Source organism: uncultured Bradyrhizobium sp., from assembly GCF_936928535.1.
Taxonomy (GTDB): Bacteria; Pseudomonadota; Alphaproteobacteria; order Rhizobiales; family Xanthobacteraceae; genus Bradyrhizobium.
The window spans coordinates 1-17,301 of the sequence record NZ_CAKZHY010000002.1 but is presented as its reverse complement, the minus strand read 5'-3'; the positions used below and the strand labels follow the sequence as shown (position 1 = coordinate 17,301).

The window sequence follows — 17,301 nt, the reverse complement described above, 5'->3', positions numbered from 1 at the left end:
GGCGGTTCCGCAAAACGTCAAGCCAGCTTCAATAGGGTCGCGGCTAAGCGCTTACCGCTCATCCGGATCGACTGGCGTGGAAAAGTCATAATCGCCGTCGGCAACAGTACTCCCCCACATCACCAACTGGTGAGAGCTCAGCTAGCGGCACAGGAAAATCAACGAACAGCCCTAAGAATCGCGACCTCACTCGTGGCAGCCAAGCTAAAAAGCAGCATTGAGACACTGCGCAATCTGCCTGATGCGGCACGGGTTGAAAAAGCAATCACGGTCCATCGGGCAAGCATAGATGAAATCAAGTCATCACCCCCGAAATCCATCCGAGCGCTGCTAGGAATTGAAGGGAGATCGGCGCAAGCGTATTTCAGCGCGTGGAAAGGTCTGCCACTTCGGTGGAAAGGAACGGGCCGGAAGCCAATCCCGGCTGATTGGACGAGCTTTGGCGCTCGTACCTCCCTGCAGAGCACAAAGCCTCAGAATCGAAATGCATCGCATCCGATGAACGCGATGCTGAACTATGCTTACGCTGTTTTAGAAAGTCGGGTGCGTTCGGAGATTGGGGCGCACGGCTACGACCCGATGATCGGCTATTTGCATTCCTTCGATAAAGATCGTGCGGCCCTGGTGTTCGATCTCATGGAGCCATTCAGGCCAGTGGTCGATAGCGTTGTTTTGGATTTGGTGGGCTGCCGGGCATTCGAGCCGGCGGATTTTACGATAAGGAAAGATGGCGTATGTCGACTGAATCCTGAGTTAGCGAGGACGTTGGTCAGACTTCTTGAAAGTCAGATGTTTGGAATTAGTCCTCTCGTCAAGCGAAACTTCTTGCCAACTCGCGCAAGCCAATGAGCTGGTGGCCTGACAGCTGGTAGAGGGCAGCCTCTGGCGTCTAGCTAAACTCCCTGTGAATTGCAGGGACAAGACCACTATGAGATTTCGCCCGGCGCGCGTAAGTTGTCATTCTAACCGTATTACGCGAATCGTCGCAAGTGGTCAGAGCCTCCAACTTTTCAGATGCCAAAAGTCTCGTCATTTTTCGGACTTAACCGCGCGCAGACGCAGTTGGACTTTGTCGACGTTAACACCGACGACGATCTTCCGCTCTTCCTTGATCCTTATGCCTTCACGCAATCGAACGACGCTTGGTCTATTCAATGCAACGAGGCTATTCTCTCGTTCTTCGAAGCGGTGCTTGAAGCAATCCGGAGGGGTGACAACATCCGCGGTCGCTCCCTGCTAAACAATCTTGGTGAACCAAACGAGACCTGCTTAGGCGTATCTATCGGTCGCCCAGCAGGGCGCGGCGTCGGAAGGCAGCAAGCCGACCAATTGTTTGAAAAAATTGAGAATAGCAGGGCGGCTCAATCTGGTCTTCTTTCTGAATTGGCAGACTGTGAACTCTTCATCCCATTCTTTGGTCCAGACAAAATATCTGATGTAACAACGAACATCATTCGTAGGCAGCTGATCGATTACACAATTGCACAATGCGACCTGCATCGGATTCCGTTGGATGACGATGTGGCGTCGGGAATGCTGTGGGATAGCGCGGCCTCGCGGTGGACCAATAGATACGTCAAGCTTCCGATCGTTAACGGGCAAAAAATACTATTGGTCCCGAAGGCCAGCGTTCGCTGGAATTTAGCCTTTTCACATAGCGACTACTATAACCAGTTCGTCTTGGAGTTCCTGCAGGCTGAACATTTGCGACAAGATTCTGCACTCGTGGAAACGCTAAGAAACGGTCGACGACGGGTCACAAAAAAATCGCTCAAAGAAATTCATCCGCTCTCGAAGGATTTTCTCGCGGCCTTCACGGACCAAAACCCGGAAGTGTTGGCACGCTACAAACGGCTGCTGCAAACGCCGGAGGGTGTGCGCGATCAAGACCTCGATGAAGAATTCAACGAGGCGGCTTTTGCTCAATCTTTGATCGACCAGCTGTCCGCCATTGACGTGGGCAATGCATCAGCGACTCGCTTCCACTATTTCATGGTAGGTGCTTTGGAATTCATCTTCTATCCGCATCTGATCTATCCGGTCCGCGAGGACGAGATCAACGAAGGAAGAAAGCGCATCGATATTACTTATACTAACAATGCGCACCAAGGTTTTTTCTTTCGACGTCGGTCCGAGCAAAGAGCAAACGCCGGTAAGATCATGGTCGAATGCAAAAACTACCAAAAGGAAATGGCGAATCCTGAGCTGGACCAGCTTGCGGGTCGCTTTTCAGACATACGAGGCCGCCTCGGCTTTCTGATAGGCCGATCATTCGATAATCGTGACCGCTTCATTGCTCGTTGCAGGGACACCGCCCAGGCGAATAACGGGTTCATTATCGCATTGGTCGACCAAGACATCATCCAGTTCTTGGAGGTTATACGCGATCGGAACCGCCCTCAAATTGACCGCGAACTTGAACGTCGATTCGGTGAACTTATCAATTGAGTGCCCACACCAACAGCGCACGGCGTGGCCGACTATAAATTGTCTTGGGAACTAGAAGGTTTTAGATCGATCTGAAAAGCGGAGACAAGAATGCCGGCGCGAGTGGACATATCAACATTGACGGCAGAGGTGCGTGAGATCCACGATCAGTATCCGAATTGGACGACTGATAACGCATTTGTTCACTGGTTTCTCCAGGCGTTTCTTCTGAACGACGTCGAGTTAGCTGCCAAGGCGGTAACGGGCGTTAGTCATGATAAAGGAGTCGATGGCATCTATTTAGATGAAAGCTTGCGGCGCGCTTTTTTAGTCCAAGGGAAATTTCACAAGAACACGAAGCCCCCAAATGAGCCTCGTTCGGGTGTTTTGGATTTCGCCGCTTTGGCTCGAAAACTTGTGGCTCCAAACGCTGAATTCGAATCCTATCGCAATGGTCTCGATCCGCTGGTGGCGAAAAAGATTTTGGAGGTGCGAGACCGTGTCAAACGCCGCAATTTCGAGATAGGTCTTTATTATGTAACCACAGGCGTTTGTAGCTCGCCACTAAAGGACGAAGCTGAGGCTGAAGCAAATCAAGCTAATGCGCGCGCCTCAATGACAGTTCTCGATCGAGAGGAAATCCTAAATTTACTGGTGGATTATCTAGGAGGGGCGGCTCCGCCCGTACCGTATTTGGATTTACCTGTGGACGCTCGTGGCGTTAGAGGCTCTGACGGCATGATCCAACGTTTTGATCCAGAGGCCGGCATCGAATCGTGGATTTTGACAATGTCCGGAAGTGATTTAGGGAAGTTGTACAAAAGAGGCGGCGATAGATTGTTTGCAAGAAACGTTAGAGGGTTTTTGGGCGACAAAGGTATCAATGAAGGCATCCGCACCACGTTGCAGAAAGAGCCGGAGAACTTTTGGTACTTCAACAATGGCGTAACAATTGTTTGCAATTCGGCTCGAAAGACATCTGAGCATGCCCAGGCCGTCCTTCGTGTTACAAACCCGCAGATCATCAATGGGCAGCAGACCACTCGCGTACTGAGTTTGGCAAAGTCAAATGCAGCCGCTGTCGTGGTACGTGTTATCAGCGTGCCTCGTACAAAGAAACGACAGCAGTCCGAATTTGAGATGTTGGTTTCCAACATCGTGGCAGCTACGAATTGGCAGAATGCAATACTAAATTCTGATTTGCGCTCAAACGATGCCAGACAAGTCCTTCTCGAACGAGAATTTGCAAAGTTGAAGTATCGATATATGCGCAAGCGGCAAACCAAGGGGGAGGCACGCCGTCTTTTGGGCTCACATTACGGATTTTGGGTCAAAATGGATGAATTGGCTCAGCTTGTTGGAGCGTGTGAGCTTGATCCATACATTACGAGAAGCGGGAAACAGGGCTTATTCGAGCCTCCATACTATGAAAAAATCTTCGACAACCGATCCGTTGAAAATTATTTATCCATCTTTTGGCTCGGCAAAGTTATTAAGAGTGCCGGTTCGGGCTATCCGGATCGAGCGTACGCAAAGTGGCATGCTCTACATTTCCTTTGGTCACACACTAGGCCAGCGCTGAGTCGACTTAGCTACGCTCGTGAGTTCAGGCGCTTGTCAGAACGCAAGCAAGCGCCCGCATCTATTTTAAGGGCAGCAAATCAAATATTTCTGGCGTTGCTCGAATTTTATCGCTTGAACCGCGGTACAGGAAAAAAGGCAATTGATATTTCCAACTTCTTCTATCGACCCCATCAAGACCGGGAGTTTAAGAAATTTTGGTTTGGCCGAACTAACGCCGCTCGTAGGGGACGCCTGGCGATGCACGTTGCAGCCTTCAAAAAGACGCTTCAGACTAGTGCTTCCGATCATTGAACGCAGCTTGGAAGCCTTGCATCTTGGCTATCCGGGAAGCTCATTGACGGCGAGCGTCGGAAGCGCGGACATCCCTAGGCCTTAGAATCTAACAGATGGCGATAAGCATTCGACTGACAATTGGTGATGAAGGTCAACTGGCTTCGGATATTTTCAGCCAGTTGATTGCGCGAGTCGAAAACACAGCCCGCAACTCGGCTACGATCGTTGCCATACGATTAGCGGATGAGCTTAATTTGCCATCCGCCGTGATACAACTGCTGGCGATTCGTATTTCAACTCATCCAGACAGCTTGTTTTGGATCAGTGAAATTCATGCTGGATCAAAGATCATTACAGGGGCGCTGCTAGCGTCTGCTCTCATTACGACGGTGTTAAATAATACAATAGGCGAAAGTCTCAAAGAGGGTTGGAGACATACCGAAACTCACAAAATGATTTCTGCATCGGTCCCGCAGATAGAAAAGATGGTGATTTCGGAGTTTAAGAGGCTATTCGATCGACAGAAAGGCATGCCTCTCGGATCCGATCTCGAAGTTGACCCAGTAGCTATACTTCGCGACGAAAAAACTTCTATCATAAAAATAACAGCACGACAGCTGCGTTCAAAGCCGCGCTTCTAGCAATCTTTGATCCAATTCCAGGTCAAATCTGGCCTAAATTTGCGATATCACTATACCCCCTCCCACAAGGGGAGAGGGAAGAGTCTACGACGCCCGCACCTGCCAGAAGCGCAGCGTGCGCCGCGCGTTCTCCGCCGTCATGCGCGCGAAATTGCTCTTCGCGCGGGCAACATCCGCGGGCTTCATTGCCCCCGCCGCAAAGCGGCTTTCGAGCACGGCGACCGTTGTGTCCCAGCTGAGCTGCGCCGCCTTGCAGGGCACCAGCAGGCCGTCTTCGCGCAGGCTCTGCATCAGCGGACGGATTACCTCGACGGTCGATCCTGATAGCGCCGCCAGCGCGGCCACGGCTTCCTCGTAGCGACGGTGTCGCGCGAAGTTCAGCAGTGTCGCCTCGTTGAGCTGGCCGGAGGCCTTGAGATTTCCGATCGCGCGCTTGGCGCCCTCGAAATCGCGCACGCCCGACATCTCGCGCTCGACGCCGACGGTGACGGCGGCGATCGCGCTCTGGATTTCCTCGAACAGATCGGGCGGTGCGCGGGACAGCAGGCGGGTACGCACCGCGTCGGTCGCGGAACGCAGCAATCGGCGACGCAACTCCGACGGCAGGTCGACGCGGACGCCGACACTGACCGCGATCTCGGGATCGCTCTCGGCCTGTCCGACAATGAGGGTGAATCCCTGTCCGGACATGCGCGCGCCGGGATTGGCGGCGAGGCGCCGGCTGACACTGGGATAGCGGCGCGCCAGCAGCGCGTCGGTGACGATCTCCTTCAGCCACCAGCGGCCGGCAACGGCCAGCAGATGCGGCTCGCCCTTGGAGGAGGCGATCTTCACCAGATCGCCGTCGTCGAGGCGCGCGGATTCCTGAAGCACGGGACCTGCGATGCGGATCTCGTCATTATTGGCGAGGCGGCGGATCACCGAGGGCGGCGCCTGCGCGATCGGGGCCAGCTGGGCACTGATCTCGGCCAGCGCGATGCGCGCGCCCATGTCGGCGATGGCGCGTAGCTCGATGGTGCCGATCAGGCGAACAAGCACATCGTCGAACAGCGCGATCTGTTCGTCGTCAAAGCTTCCGGCGGAGGAGAGGAACAGGTCGGTGACGCGCCGGGCCGTCTCGAGGCCCTTTTCCGCCGAGCCGGTCCGGATCGCGGACTCGACTTCGTCGATGATCGATAGCTGGGCCGTGGACATAACGCGTTGCTCGTCCTGAGCGGATGACGGGAGCTTGTTCTAAGCAACCGCTATCCTTAGCGACGAGCACTGAACGTTTCGTAAACCATGCCTCGCTTCTCCTCATCCTGAGGAGCCCGCGAAGCGGGCGTCCCGAAGGATGGCCGCGAGATCCGGGCCTTCATGGTTCGAGACGCGCTTCGCGCTCATCACCATGAGGGCTGACAGGGCTATTCCCCGTTCCAGCCGCAGGCGCGCAGCTTTTCGTGCATATGCGGCGGGGCCGGCGCGACCACCCGGACCGGCTCCTTGTTCCGGGAGATCGGCACCACGATCTCGCGGGAGTGCAAATGCAGCTTCGGTTCGCCGAAGCGCGGGCCGTTGCCGTAAATGTTATCGCCGAAGATCGGCCAGCCGGTCGCCGACGAATGCACCCGCAGCTGATGGGTTCGCCCCGTGACCGGTTCCATGGAGAGCCAGGTAAACCCCTCGCCCCGACCCATCACCTTCCAGTTGGTGACGGCCTTCTGGCCCTCGGGGTCGGGCTTCTGCCACCAGCCGCGCTCGGCATTGAGCCGGCCCAGGGGCATGTCGATGGTGCCTTCGTCCTCGGTGGGGCCGCCCTCGACCACGGTCCAGTAGGTCTTGCCGATCTTGCCATGCTTGAAGAGCAGGCCGAGCGAGGCGGTCGCCTTGCGATGGCGGCCGAGCACCAGGCAACCGGAGGTGTCCTTGTCCAGCCTGTGAGCCAGCACCGGCGGCCGCGGCAGGCCGAACCGGAGCGCCTCGAAGGAATCCTCCAGATTGGGCCCGCCCTTGGGGCCGCGATGCACCGGCAGGCCGGCCGGCTTGTTGATCACAAGCATCAGCCCGTCGCGATGGAGCACGCGGCCTAAAATCTCATCGGCGGTCAATTCGGGAACATCGAGCAACTGCAAGACTTTCGTTTGGGGGCGGGAACGGCTAACACACCCCCGCCATGAACGATACCACTGACACCCCCAAGCTGAGCTGGTGGCGCCGCCTGTCCAACGGGCTGAAGCGCACCTCGTCCTCGCTCGGGACCGCGGTCGCCGACCTCGTCACCAAGCGCAAGCTCGACCGCGCCATGCTCGACGACATCGAGGACGTGCTGCTGCGCGCCGACCTCGGCACGTCCGTCGCGGTACGGATCGCCGACGCCGTCGGCACCGGACGCTACGACAAGGCGATCTCGGCCGACGAGGTCAAGGACGTGGTCGCGACCGAGGTCGAGAAGGTGCTGGCGCCGGTCGCAAAACCCCTCGTGATCGACGCGGCGAAAAAGCCGTTCGTGATCCTCGTGGTCGGCGTCAACGGCTCCGGCAAGACCACGACCATCGGAAAACTCTCGCAGAAGTTTGCCTCCGAAGGCCGCAAGGTGATGCTGGCCGCCGGCGACACGTTTCGCGCAGCCGCCATCGAGCAGCTCAAGGTCTGGGGCGAGCGCACCAAGACGCCTGTGATCGCGGGCGCACAGGGCTCGGACTCCGCGAGCCTGGCCTTCAACGCGCTGACAGCAGCGAAAGAGCAGGGCACCGACGTGCTCCTGATCGACACGGCCGGCCGCCTGCAGAACAAGGCCGAGCTGATGAACGAGCTCGAGAAGGTCGTGCGCGTGATCCGCAAGGTGGACGCGACGGCGCCGCATGCGGTGCTGCTGGTGCTCGATGCCACCGTCGGCCAGAACGCGCTGTCGCAGGTCGAGGCCTTTCATCGCACCGCAGGCGTCACGGGTCTGGTGATGACCAAGCTCGACGGCACCGCACGCGGCGGCATCCTGGTGGCGCTTTCTGAAAAATTCAAACTGCCGGTGCATTTCATCGGCGTCGGCGAAGGCGTCGACGATCTCGCGCCGTTCACCGCGCGCGATTTCGCCCGCGCGATCGCCGGAATCGAAAGCTAGAGAATGGACAAGACCCAGCCGCATCCGCTGTTCAAGCTTGCGACCGAGCTCGGGCCGCTGCTCGTGTTCTTCTTCGTCAATGCGAAGTTCAACCTGTTTGCCGCGACCGGCGCCTTCATGGTCGCGATCGTCGCGGCGATGGTCGCCTCCTATGTGGTGACGCGCCACATCCCGATCATGGCGATCGTGACAGGCGTGATCGTGCTGGTGTTCGGCACGCTCACCCTGGTGCTGCACGACGAGACCTTCATCAAGGTCAAGCCGACCATCATCTACGGCCTGTTCGCCGCCATCCTCGGCGGCGGATTGCTGTTCGGCCGCTCCTTCATCGCCGTGATGTTCGACCAGATGTTCAATCTGACGCCGCAGGGCTGGCGCATCCTCACGCTGCGCTGGGCGCTGTTCTTCGCCGGCATGGCGGTGCTGAATGAGATCGTCTGGCGCACGCAGAGCACGGACTTCTGGGTGAACTTCAAGGTGTTCGGCGTCACGCCGATCACCATGATCTTCGCCATCGCCCAGATGCCGCTGACGAAGCGCTACGGTGTCGACCCGGTATCGCTGGAGACCAGCGAGGCCGAGGCCGGGGATATCAGGAACGGCTGACACCCCGGCTTGTGGTTCCCGCCTGCCAACGGCGACCAAACCTATTCACGCTTCCGTGCGCTTCGCGCTGATGGTCGGATCGTGCGGGCGGAGCCGATCCGCTTTCTTCATGGCTCCCTAACCGCAAGCTGAAATTATTCAGCGCTTTACCTTGCCCGAAGGACCGAAGGCGGTAGCCTTTTCTCCCAAAGACATGGTGGCACGCCGGAGGCCCGGTGGTGAGCGCGAACAAACAGGACCACACCGCTGAACACCTGATTGAGTACCTCCGGCAGCTCGCTCCGCAGGTCCGGCGCCGCCTGCTTGCCGAAATGGAACGGCTGCATCTCCTCGGCGAGGATATTCCGCATTCCGAGCCACTGATCGCGGCGCTGCGTGCCGAGTTCCGCAACACCGGCCAGAATCACTATCGCGTCGGAAATCCCTCACGCTATTTCTTCCAGCCGCTCGAGCCGGTTCTCGTCGACAGAGCACCGGAGCGGGCCAATAGCGGCCAGATCGCGCGTGGATCGCTCGCGCCGATCTGGAGCCTTGTGACCGAGCAATTGCTGCGCAGCATGGCCGCTGACTACATCGCCGAAGCGACCCATGTCATCTCCGCCGACCAGCAGGGCGAGGCGCGGCAGATGGCCCGCGCGTTCCAGAAGAAGGTCGTGATCTCTCTCAACGGCCTGCTTGGGTCTGCCGAAGGCGCTGCCGGCGTGCGCGACGGGCTGATGGCCTATACCAGCTCGCATGCGACGTTCGAGGACCTCAGGAAGATGCTGCGCTATCTCGATATGCAGCAGGAGCTCGAGAATTTCGCCCACGCGCTGCCGCCGAAGATTACCCGGCTCGAGGGCGCCAGCCTCGACAAGGTCCTCGGCCTCCTAAGCGCGCTCAAGGCCAAGCGCGTCGATGCCGTGCCGTTCGCGCTCACGATCGTCGCAAAGCGCCTGGAAACGCCTTGGGAGCTGCTGTCCATCGCGACCGGTCCGGCCGAGGACCGGAGTGCGGCGCGGATCGCGGCGTCTCCCTTCGCGATTGCGGTTTCAATGGTGCTTGATCAGATCGAGGAGAAGCATCTCCTCCTGCTCTTTGCGCTCAGGAACTACCGCCCGGTGCGGGCCAGGGAGATCGTTGCCGAGGTCTACCGGATCGAGGAGGCGCTGCGCACCGAGATCGAGCTTAAGGGGTCCGGCTGGGCCGAGCAGCTGGATGAGCTGATGACGGTCGTCCAGGCCGCGATCGACGCGGAGATCAGCACCATTCCGAGCGATCACCGGCACTTGACGCACATCCTGGAATCGCCGCGATTGCGCCCGGACCATTCCTTCAGCCACAAGGTCGGCCATATCTTCGAGAAGGGCTGGGACGTCGTGACTGGCTTGCTTGCTGGCCACACGAACGACCCACCGTCGCGATAATTTTTCGTGAACTTTAGTCCGCGGCGCAGCTTGTCCGCGCTGCAGTCAGCTTCCTGCCTTGAGCGCCTTGTCGAGCTCGGGCATCAGCACGGATTTGATATTCTCCGGCGTGATCGGCCCGACCAGCTTGTAGACGATGGTTCCTGCGGGGCCGACGACGAAAGTCTCGGGCACGCCATAGACGCCCCATTCGATCGAGGCGCGGCCGTTGGCGTCAGTGCCGACGCGGTCGAACGGATTGCCGTAGCGGCCGAGGAAGCGGCGGGCGTTGTCGGGCGTATCCTTGTAGTTGATGCCGACGAGCTGGAAGCGCTTGTCTTTTGCCAGCTCGGTCAGGAGTGGCGCTTCGTCGTGACAGGGCACGCACCATGAGGCCCAGACGTTGACGAGGCTGACCTTGCCCTTGAACGCGGCGGGATCGAGTCCCGGCACCTGCGCGCTGTCGGCCTGCAATCCCTCCAGCGGCGGCAGCGTGGTCTGTGGTGCAGGGTGGCCGATCAGCGCAGAGGGAATCCGCGAGGGATCGCCGCTGCCGAGCCGAAACCAGAACAGCACCGCAAGTCCGATGAAGGCGAGCAGCGGCAGCACCATCAGGAAGGTGCGGCGCTGCGGAGGTGCGGGGGTCGATTGATCGCTCATGTCGTTGTTCTTGGCGTATCCACAGCACTACGGCCCGAGCGGCGCGTGACGCCGCTGCGCTCGAGTTCGCGCAGGCGAGCGGTTTGATTGCGGTAGTCGATGATGACCCAGCCGATCAGGAGCGCGACCACGATGCCGGCGGCAGCATAGGACGTCACGATGAAGGACGCATAAGGACCGAGCGACATCGTCATGCAGCCCCTTTCGATGCGCTTTCCTGACGCGAACCGGTTCCCACCTCGCTCGAAAACGCGACGCGGCTCGCCTGCATCATTTGCAGGGAGCGCACACGACGGCGCAAAATCTCGTTGCGCATCGCAGCCAGATGCAGCGTGACGAACAGCAGCGTGAATGCGACCGCCATCACCAGCAGCGGAATCAGAAACGCCTTGTCGAGCGTCGAGCCGCCCATGCGCATCACCGAGGCCGGCTGATGTAGCGTATTCCACCAGTCGACCGAGAATTTGATGATCGGAAGATTGAGCGCGCCGACCAGCGTCAGCACCGCGGCGGCACGCGCCGCGCGTGAGGGATCTTCCACCGCGCGCCACAGCGCCATCAGGCCGAGATACATCAGGAAGAGAATCAGCACCGAAGTCAGCCGCGCATCCCATTCCCAATAGGTGCCCCACATCGGGCGGCCCCACAGCGAGCCCGTCAGCAGCGCGAGGAACGTGAAGCTGGCCCCGATGGGCGCCGCAGCTTTCGCCGCGACGTCGGCAAGCGGATGCCGCCACACCAGCGTGCCGAGCGAGGCCACGCTCATCACGCCCCACACGAACATCGACAGCCACGCATTGGGCACGTGGATGAACATGATCTTCACGGTCGCGCCCTGCTGATAGTCGTCGGGTGCAAGCGCGGATTGATAGAGGCCGATGCCGAGCAGGATGATGGTCGCCGCCGCAAGCCAGGGCAGCACCCGCGCCGAGAGCGCGAGGAACCGTGTGGGGTTGGCGAGGTCGATCAGCGACATGGTATCCTGATAATCACAGCTTGGCGCTCACGCAATCAGCATGAAAGCGCGCAGCGAAAGTTGATCGGGGTCAAGGTCAATCCAGACCATGCTTCAGGCTCGCGGCCGCCGCAAACGGGCCGATCACGAGGCTAACCAGCGACAGCGCGCAGAGGATCGAGAACGGCGCGCCGAATGACAGCGGCCCTGTAATCGCGGCCTGCGAGGCCGCGACCCCGAAGATCAGCACGGGGATCGACAGCGGCAGCACCAGCACGGCCATCAGCAGCCCGCCCCGATGCAGCGTCACCGCCAGCGCCGCGCCGATCATGCCGGTGAAGGTCAGGGCCGGTGTGCCGGCCAGCAGCGTCAGCGCCACCGCCCCGGTCGCGACCATGTCGAGGTTGAGCAAAAGGCCCAGCACCGGGGTTGCGACGATCAGTGGCAGCCCGGCGGCCAGCCAGTGTGCCAGCGCCTTGGCGGCGCAGGCCAGTTCCAGTGGGGTCCGGCTCATCGTGATCAGGTCGAGCGAGCCGTCCTCATGGTCGGCCATGAACAGCCGGTCCAGCGTCAGCAGGCTCGCCAGCAGCGCCCCGAGCCACAGGATCGCCGGTCCCAGCCGCGACAGCAGCGCCAGGTCCGGCCCGACGGCGAACGGCATCAGGACCACGACGGTCAGGAAGAACAGCACGCCTATGAGAGCCCCGCCGCCGACGCGGAGTGCGATGCGGATGTCCCGGCGGATCAGGGCGGACAGGGCGGTCATGAGGTGTCCCTTCCGCTTGCGGCGTGGTCGCTACAAGAGACTAGTGCGTGTCGCGAGCACACTGCGCTCCCTCTCCCCTTGTGGGGGAGGGTCGGGGAGGGGGGTAGCCCCGGGAGGGATGCTCGTTTGGGGCGAGTAGCCTGCAACTCAACGCCTGCGTCCGCAAAGCTAGAACCGATAGGCCCTGCCGCGTGGCACCCCCCTCCCTGACCCTCCCCCACAAGGGGGGAGGGAACGGAGAGAGTGGCGCCCAGCCGCTCGAAAAGCTGAGGGTCAGCCTGCCTCATGCCGCACCCCCGATCCGCAGCTCCCGCGCATCAATCCCCAGGGGCCCATGAATCGCCGCGATGATCATCCCGCCCCGCGCCAGATGGTCGCGCATCAGGGTGCCAAACATGTCCTGGCCGGCTGCATCCAACGCCGTGGTCGGCTCGTCCAGAAGCCAGATTGGGCGGCGGACGGTCAGCAGCCGGGCCAGTGACAGCCTGCGGCGCTGGCCGGCGGAGAGGAAGGAGGCGGGCAGATCGGTCGCATGGTCGAGGCCGACAGTGGCGAGGCTGTCAGTCGCGTCACAGCGCTCGCCGCCCAGGAATTCGGCCCAGAATGACAGATTTTCAGCCACGCTCAGCGCCGGCTTGAGCGCATCGCGATGGCCGAGATAGTGGCACTGCTCGGGCAGCGTCATGTCGGCGTCGCCCCCGTCCAGTACGATCGTGCCGCCTGCCGGCACGAGCAGGCCCGCGATCAGCCTCAGCAGCGAGGTCTTGCCCGATCCGTTGCGGCCGACGACCGCCACGGCCTCGCCGGACGCGGCCTCGAAATCGAGCCCGGAAAATACCTCGCGGCCGCCGCGCACGCAGGTGATCCCGCGTCCGGCCAGCTCCATCTTGACTGGTACCAACCCGTTCACAGCCGGGCCTCAGGAAATCTTGGGGTAGCGCATCAGAATTTTTGGCTCGCGGCTTGCTCGGTATTGTTGTGGCTGTGGCGGCGCGGTTAGAAAGCTTCTATAAGCCCGGAACTACTTGATGCAGCAACTCAACCTGCCCCTGCACGCGACCCAGCCTGCTACGCTGACGGTGTTAAAATACCCTGCCGGGTATGTCTAACAATTGGGATTTCCTACATGACCTCGCTCGACAGCTTCAAATGCAAAAAGACCCTCAAGGTCGGCGCCAAGACCTATGTGTATTACAGCCTGCCCACGGCCGAGAAGAATGGTCTGAAGGGAATTTCGAAACTTCCCTATTCGATGAAGGTCCTGCTTGAGAACCTGCTCCGCAATGAGGACGGCCGCTCGGTCAAGAAGGAAGACATCGTCGCGGTCTCGAAGTGGCTGCGCAAGAAGTCGCTGGAGCATGAGATCGCGTTCCGCCCGGCCCGAGTTCTGATGCAGGATTTCACCGGCGTGCCCGCGGTTGTCGATCTCGCCGCGATGCGCAACGCGATGCAGAAGCTCGGTGGTGATGCCGAGAAGATCAACCCGCTGGTCCCCGTCGATCTTGTCATCGACCACTCCGTAATCGTGAACTTCTTCGGCGACAACAAGGCTTTCGCCAAGAACGTCACTGAAGAATACAAGCAGAATCAGGAGCGCTACGAGTTCCTGAAGTGGGGCCAGAAGGCATTCTCGAACTTCTCGGTCGTGCCGCCCGGCACCGGCATCTGCCACCAGGTCAATCTCGAATATCTCTCCCAGACGGTCTGGACCAAGAAGGAGAAGATGACGGTCGGCAAGAAGACCGGCACCTTCGAGGTCGCATACCCTGACTCGCTGGTCGGCACCGACTCGCACACCACCATGGTCAACGGTCTCGCCGTGCTCGGCTGGGGCGTCGGCGGCATCGAGGCGGAAGCCTGCATGCTCGGCCAGCCGCTGTCGATGCTGCTGCCCAACGTCGTCGGCTTCAAGCTGAAGGGCGCGATGAAGGAAGGCGTCACCGCGACCGACCTCGTGCTCACGGTCACGCAGATGCTGCGCAAGCTCGGCGTGGTCGGCAAGTTCGTCGAGTTCTTCGGCCCTGGCCTGGACAACCTCTCCGTCGCCGACAAGGCCACCATCGCCAACATGGCGCCGGAATATGGCGCAACCTGCGGCTTCTTCCCCGTTGACGCTGCCGCGATCGACTACCTCAAGACCTCCGGCCGCGCCGCACCGCGCGTTGCGCTGGTGCAGGCCTATGCCAAGGCGCAGGGGCTGTTCCGCACCGCCAAGTCGGCCGATCCTGTGTTCACGGAAACGCTGACGCTCGACCTCGCCGACGTCGTGCCGTCGATGGCCGGTCCGAAGCGTCCCGAAGGCCGCATCGCGCTGCCGTCGGTCGCCGAAGGTTTTTCGCTCGCGCTCGGCACCGAGTACAAGAAGGCCGATGAGCCCAACAAGCGCTTCGCAGTTGAGGGGAAGGATTACGAGATTGGCCATGGCGATGTCGTCATTGCCGCGATCACCTCCTGCACCAACACCTCGAACCCGAGCGTCTTGATCGGCGCCGGCCTGCTCGCACGTAACGCCGCCGCGAAGGGCCTGAAAGCAAAGCCCTGGGTGAAGACTTCGCTGGCTCCGGGCAGCCAGGTGGTTGCGGGCTATCTCGCCGATTCCGGTCTGCAGAAAGATCTCGACAAGGTCGGCTTCAACCTGGTCGGCTTCGGCTGCACCACCTGCATCGGCAATTCCGGTCCGCTGCCTGAGGAGATCTCGAAGTCGATCAACGACAACGGCATCGTCGCCGCTGCCGTGCTGTCCGGTAACCGCAACTTCGAAGGGCGCGTCTCGCCGGATGTGCAGGCGAACTATCTGGCTTCGCCGCCGCTGGTCGTCGCCCACGCGCTTGCCGGCAGCGTCACCAAGAATCTCGCGGTCGAGCCGCTCGGCGAAGGCAAGGACGGCAAGCCGGTGTACCTGAAGGACATCTGGCCGACGACCAAGGAGATCAACGCTTTCATGAAGAAGTTCGTGACCGCGTCGATCTTCAAGAAGAAGTATGCCGACGTGTTCAAGGGCGACACCAACTGGCGCAAGATCAAGACGGTCGAGAGCGAGACCTATCGCTGGAACATGTCTTCGACCTATGTGCAGAATCCGCCCTATTTCGAAGGCATGAAGAAGCAGCCGGAGCCGGTCACCGACATCGTCGAGGCGCGCATCCTCGCCATGTTCGGCGACAAGATCACCACCGACCACATCTCGCCGGCCGGTTCGATCAAGCTCACCTCGCCCGCGGGCAAATATCTCAGCGAGCACCAGGTGCGCCCGGCCGACTTCAACCAGTACGGCACGCGCCGCGGCAACCATGAAGTGATGATGCGCGGCACCTTCGCCAACATCCGCATCAAGAACTTCATGTTGAAGGGCGCTGACGGCAACATTCCGGAAGGCGGCCTCACCAAGCACTGGCCTGACGGCGAGCAGATGTCGATCTACGACGCTGCGATGAAGTACCAACAGGAGGAAACGCCACTGGTGGTGTTCGCCGGCGCCGAATACGGCAATGGCTCCTCGCGCGACTGGGCCGCCAAGGGCACCATCCTGCTCGGCGTCAAGGCGGTGATCTCGGAGAGCTTCGAGCGCATCCACCGCGCCAACCTGGTCGGCATGGGCGTGGCGCCGCTGAACTTCGTCAACGGCGAGAACGCCGGCAGCCTGGGCCTGGACGGCACCGAGGTATTCGACATCGAAGGCCTCAAGCACGGCGCCAAGGAAGTCACTGTCAACGCCAAGAAGGCCGACGGCAAGACCGTCAGCTTCAAGGCGCGCGTCCGCATCGACACGCCGAAGGAGTGGGAGTACTACGAGAACGGCGGCGTGCTGCATTACATGCTGCGCCAGTTGGCTGCGTAGCAGCCAACGCTGTAAACGAAACAGGGGCGCCTCGGCGCCCCTGTTTCGTTTTTATCGTCATACCGGCGAACGCCGGTATCCAGGAGCCGATGCCGCGCCGCTATGGATTTGTGGATCCCGGCTTGCGCCGGGATGACGAAGGTTGATGCTTCAACTATGCGAGGAATTCACACAGGTAAGCCGCCGGCCCGCCCACCGCCTGCACGTCGAAGCCGCCGTTGGCCGCCACTTCGAAATAGCTGCCCGCCGGGTAGACCACCCAGCCGGCGTTGCCGCCAAGGTTGGCCTTGAGCTGGCCGCTGACCACGGTCATGCGCTCGGCCGCGGCGGTGTTGAAGTGATGGGTGTCGCCCGCCTCGATAACGCCGACGGTGGCGCGCAGGCCGTTGCGCTCGAAGCCGATCGACTGCACCAGGCCGTTGAAATAGCTGTTGTGCTTCAACATTTGCATTGGGTCCCGAATCTGGAAGGTGCCCGGCCCTTGTGCCGGGTGCGGCATCGTAGCCGCTCGGCGGCCGTTGCGACAGCGGCGCGCGTTCCGGCACGAAACTGGCGATAATCGGCACTATCTTCGATCGCTTTGTCCAGCCGGAGTTGTATCCACGATGATTCGCCGTGTGGTGTTCAACCAGAAAGGTGGCGTCGGCAAGACCACCATCGTCTGCAATCTCGCCGCCATCGCCGCCTCGCGCGGCCTGCGCACCCTGGTGATCGACCTCGACACCCAGGGCAACACCACCCAATACCTGCTCGGCGGCAAGCCAGAGCAGGCCGACCGCACCATCGGCGACTTCTTCGAGTCCAGCCTGGGCTTCTCGCTGCAGACCCCGCCGTTCGTCACCTACGCCACCAATACGCCGTTCGAGAACCTCGACGTGGTCGCCTCGGATACGCGCCTGGAAGACCTGCAGGTGAAGCTGGAGGCCAAGCAGAAGGTGCAGAAGCTGCGCCAGGCCCTGGACAAGCTGAAGGGCTACGACGCGGTGTTCATCGACACACCGCCGGCGCTGAACTTCTACAGCCGCTCGGCCCTGATCGCCGCCAACCGCTGTCTGATCCCGTTCGATTG

General features: G+C 60.5%; 17 protein-coding genes. 9 read left to right on the top strand and 8 right to left on the bottom strand.

What is annotated here, in order from left to right; translation table 11 throughout:
• The 4 genes from cas1 to Q0687_RS00175 all read left to right on the top strand — a co-directional run.
• Positions 1-849 (top strand): CRISPR-associated endonuclease Cas1 (gene cas1 / locus Q0687_RS00190; protein WP_298870654.1); only part of this gene is annotated, 849 nt, incomplete at its 5' end.
• Positions 850-1,062: 213 nt separating this feature from the next.
• Positions 1,063-2,448, top strand: coding sequence for a hypothetical protein (locus tag Q0687_RS00185; protein ID WP_298870652.1), 1,386 nt, complete (start codon positions 1,063-1,065; stop codon positions 2,446-2,448).
• 90 nt (positions 2,449-2,538) lie between these two features.
• Complete coding sequence (locus tag Q0687_RS00180; protein WP_298870650.1) at positions 2,539-4,302, top strand: AIPR family protein; 1,764 nt, start codon at positions 2,539-2,541, stop codon at positions 4,300-4,302.
• Positions 4,303-4,397: 95 nt separating this feature from the next.
• Complete coding sequence (locus Q0687_RS00175) at positions 4,398-4,925, top strand: hypothetical protein (protein ID WP_298870647.1); 528 nt, start codon at positions 4,398-4,400, stop codon at positions 4,923-4,925.
• An 84-nt stretch (positions 4,926-5,009) separates the two neighbouring features.
• Here the strand turns inward: Q0687_RS00175 and Q0687_RS00170 are convergent, their stop codons facing one another.
• Together Q0687_RS00170 and Q0687_RS00165 are read right to left on the bottom strand one after the other, a co-directional pair.
• The gene (locus Q0687_RS00170; protein WP_298870644.1) at positions 5,010-6,119 is read right to left on the bottom strand and encodes a DUF2336 domain-containing protein; all 1,110 of its coding nucleotides are present in this window, start codon (positions 6,117-6,119) and stop codon (positions 5,010-5,012) included.
• A 209-nt stretch (positions 6,120-6,328) separates the two neighbouring features.
• Positions 6,329-7,030, bottom strand: coding sequence for an RNA pseudouridine synthase (locus tag Q0687_RS00165; RefSeq protein WP_298870656.1), 702 nt, complete (start codon positions 7,028-7,030; stop codon positions 6,329-6,331).
• Between the two features lie 47 nt (positions 7,031-7,077).
• Here Q0687_RS00165 and ftsY point away from each other — a divergent pair, with 47 nt between their 5' ends.
• The 3 genes from ftsY to Q0687_RS00150 all read left to right on the top strand — a co-directional run bounded on the left by ftsY (position 7,078) and on the right by Q0687_RS00150 (position 10,034).
• Positions 7,078-8,022, top strand: a complete 945-nt coding sequence (gene ftsY, locus Q0687_RS00160) for a signal recognition particle-docking protein FtsY (protein WP_298870642.1) — start codon at positions 7,078-7,080, stop codon at positions 8,020-8,022.
• A gap of 3 nt (positions 8,023-8,025) precedes the next feature.
• Complete coding sequence (locus Q0687_RS00155; protein WP_298870639.1) at positions 8,026-8,628, top strand: septation protein A; 603 nt, start codon at positions 8,026-8,028, stop codon at positions 8,626-8,628.
• Positions 8,629-8,846: 218 nt separating this feature from the next.
• Positions 8,847-10,034 (top strand): hypothetical protein, encoded by a 1,188-nt coding sequence (locus Q0687_RS00150; protein ID WP_298870636.1) that lies wholly within the window; start codon positions 8,847-8,849, stop codon positions 10,032-10,034.
• A gap of 45 nt (positions 10,035-10,079) precedes the next feature.
• Here the strand turns inward: Q0687_RS00150 and Q0687_RS00145 are convergent, their stop codons facing one another.
• The 5 genes from Q0687_RS00145 to ccmA all read right to left on the bottom strand — a co-directional run bounded on the left by Q0687_RS00145 (position 10,080) and on the right by ccmA (position 13,280).
• The gene (locus Q0687_RS00145; protein ID WP_298870633.1) at positions 10,080-10,673 is read right to left on the bottom strand and encodes a DsbE family thiol:disulfide interchange protein; all 594 of its coding nucleotides are present in this window, start codon (positions 10,671-10,673) and stop codon (positions 10,080-10,082) included.
• Positions 10,670-10,867, bottom strand: a complete 198-nt coding sequence (gene ccmD, locus Q0687_RS00140; RefSeq protein ID WP_298870630.1) for a heme exporter protein CcmD — start codon at positions 10,865-10,867, stop codon at positions 10,670-10,672. The genes Q0687_RS00145 and ccmD overlap by 4 nt, the downstream gene beginning before the upstream one ends.
• Positions 10,864-11,649 carry a heme ABC transporter permease gene (locus Q0687_RS00135; protein WP_298870628.1) on the bottom strand — a complete coding sequence of 262 codons (786 nt, stop codon included), beginning with the start codon at positions 11,647-11,649 and terminating at the stop codon, positions 10,864-10,866. The genes ccmD and Q0687_RS00135 overlap by 4 nt, the downstream gene beginning before the upstream one ends.
• Positions 11,650-11,725: 76 nt before the next feature.
• A complete protein-coding gene (ccmB, locus tag Q0687_RS00130) occupies positions 11,726-12,394 on the bottom strand; it encodes a heme exporter protein CcmB (protein ID WP_298870626.1) in 669 nt (222 codons plus the stop codon).
• 283 nt (positions 12,395-12,677) lie between these two features.
• The gene (gene ccmA / locus Q0687_RS00125) at positions 12,678-13,280 is read right to left on the bottom strand and encodes a heme ABC exporter ATP-binding protein CcmA (protein WP_298870624.1); all 603 of its coding nucleotides are present in this window, start codon (positions 13,278-13,280) and stop codon (positions 12,678-12,680) included.
• A gap of 240 nt (positions 13,281-13,520) precedes the next feature.
• Here ccmA and acnA point away from each other — a divergent pair, with 240 nt between their 5' ends.
• Positions 13,521-16,232: an aconitate hydratase AcnA gene (gene acnA / locus Q0687_RS00120; RefSeq protein WP_298870622.1), complete on the top strand. Its 2,712-nt coding sequence runs from the start codon at positions 13,521-13,523 to the stop codon at positions 16,230-16,232.
• 154 nt (positions 16,233-16,386) lie between these two features.
• Here the strand turns inward: acnA and Q0687_RS00115 are convergent, their stop codons facing one another.
• Positions 16,387-16,677, bottom strand: coding sequence for a pyrimidine/purine nucleoside phosphorylase (locus Q0687_RS00115; RefSeq protein ID WP_298870619.1), 291 nt, complete (start codon positions 16,675-16,677; stop codon positions 16,387-16,389).
• Positions 16,678-16,837: 160 nt separating this feature from the next.
• On the opposite strand from Q0687_RS00115, the gene Q0687_RS00110 reads away from it, so the two are divergent.
• Positions 16,838-17,301 (top strand): AAA family ATPase (locus tag Q0687_RS00110; protein WP_298870616.1); only part of this gene is annotated, 464 nt, incomplete at its 3' end.